This window comes from Candidatus Neomarinimicrobiota bacterium, assembly GCA_030743815.1.
Classification (GTDB): Bacteria; Fidelibacterota; Marinisomatia; order Marinisomatales; family S15-B10; genus UBA2146.
This window is the reverse complement of record JASLRT010000089.1, coordinates 1-2133: the sequence shown is the minus strand read 5'-3', so window position 1 is coordinate 2133 and position 2133 is coordinate 1. Positions and strand designations below refer to the sequence as shown.

General features: G+C 50.4%; 1 protein-coding gene. It reads right to left on the bottom strand.

Annotation, left to right across the window (positions count from 1 at the left end; translation table 11 throughout):
* The coding region (locus tag QF669_07245) for a CRTAC1 family protein (GenBank protein MDP6457226.1) at positions 1 to 2108 on the bottom strand (2108 nt) is incomplete at its 3' end.
* Positions 2109 to 2133: the final 25 nt, after the last annotated feature.

The window sequence follows — 2133 nt, the reverse complement described above, 5'->3', positions numbered from 1 at the left end:
CCCGGCTGATGTTTGGCTCCGCCAAGATAGAGATCGTCTAAGCCGTCACCGTTCACATCCGCCGCGGCGAAGGCCGGCCCGTCCGTGGAGACAAAATGAGGGATGAACGGCTCCCGGTTGAATTCGATGAACCTGTTTTCCAGATGTGAATAGTCAAGGTTCACCTGGCCGGTGACATTCTGGAAGATCGGCTTAACACGCTTATGAGATTGATAACTGTAAGTGGCTGTGGCGTCAGTCTGCTTGAGAGTGATGGTTTGATTGGTTGGAAGATTTGTTACTATCTGGTACTCGCCTGTGGGCCAGATTACTTGCAGAGAATCGAGACTCTCAATCTTACCCAAACCGAAATTGAGCACCGGCTCCACGGAGGACTGAAAACCCCTTGTCGGCATCAGTTCTTGAAAAAAGATCTGTTTCCCGGAGCGAAGAATCACTTTGGCACTAACGCCGAACCTGTTCCCGTCATGCCCGGTTAATCTTACCTTCAAATAGTTTGGACTGTTTTCAGCGTCTCCTGTGCTTTCATAAAGGAGATTCTTGTAGATGCCGGCACGAGCATTGATATTATTCACCACTAGATCCATATCGCCGTCATTGTCAAAATCGGCATAGGCCGCGCCGCTGGAAAAACCGGGATCATCCAGTCCCCACTCAGAAGCTCGATTGACGAAAGTGAGGTCTTCCTGAGAATGGAAAGCGTAGTTAGCCTCAGGAACAGTGGGCAAATGTTGCAGAATTTCCTCAAGGTCTTTCTTTCCTATCGGTTCAGGTGTCTCCTGATCGAGCCGGCCGGTCAACCGCATACTGGCCTCATTCTCCTTGATAAAAGCGAGATAATCCATATCATTGAGGCGACGGTAGATGCCGTTGCTGATGAAAAGATCTTTCTGTCCGTCGTTATCCAGATCAACAAACAGGGGCGCCCAGCTCCAGTCGGTGGCGTGGATTCCTGCTAACTGTCCAATTTCGCTAAACAGATGAGTTGTCACTTTCAATGCAGTGGACTCGTCAGTGGCGGGTCCGCGGTTCAACTGTAGCGTATTCCTGCGCAACTGGTGATTATAACCGAAGCGCATTTTCACGTTATAAATGTCAAAAGGATCGGCATACATTGATGATTTACGAATTTCTTCATTTTCAGGAAACATGTCCAGCACCACCACATCCAGCAGTCCGTCGTTGTTGAAATCGGCCATGTCGTTACCCATGGAGGCGCTGCTGGTGTGCCCCATGGAACTGGTGAGTGCTTCTGTGAACGTGCCATCTCCGTTGTTGTAGTAGAGATAGTCGTCCTCGTGGAAGTCGTTGGAAATATAGATATCTGGGTAGCCGTCCCAGTTGATATCGCCCACCGCCACACCCAATCCGTAACCGAGAATGCTCTCATAGACACCCGCCGCGGTGGTGACATCCACGAATTGTCCCTCGGTATTCTTGAAAAGCTTGTCGCCGGCCTCGTAGTCCTCAATCTTGCGCAGACTGGTGTCACCGTAAGTCCCCTTGGAGTGAACGGAATGATTGAGTAGATACGTATCAAGGTCACCGTCCAGATCGTAATCGAAGAATGCCGCCTGCCTTGACAGTCCGATAAAATCGAGTCCGTATCTTTTAGCTTTCTCGCTGAAGGTCAGATCGCCGTTGTTGATGAACAGTTGATTGCTCCCCTTCTTATCCAAGTAATTCGACTGACAGACGTAGATGTCGAGAAATCCATCCCCGTTCACATCAGCCATGGTGGCGCCGGTGGACCACCCTTCTGTCCCGCCGCCTACCCCAGCGTTCTCCGTGATGTCGTCGAATTGAAAGCCGCCTCTGTTGAGATAGAGGCGATTAGAACGCATGTTTGCGGTGAAAAAGATATCGGCGAGCCCGTCGTTGTTGATGTCCCCCACCGCCACACCTCCGCCGTCGTTGAAATAGAGATAATTGACGCTGTTGAAGAGGGGTTCTTCCTCAAGACTGTTTTGAAAGGTGATGCCTGTTTTCCTTGGCGAAAGCTTCTCAAAGAGGGGTGGGGTGGAATCTTCGAAGGAACAGCGAATAGAGAAGAAAACTATCCAGACTAGAATGGGGAGTTGTCCCAGCCGGCCAAAGAGGACATTCATGATTGGTCTAATTACCGGCGTGGAA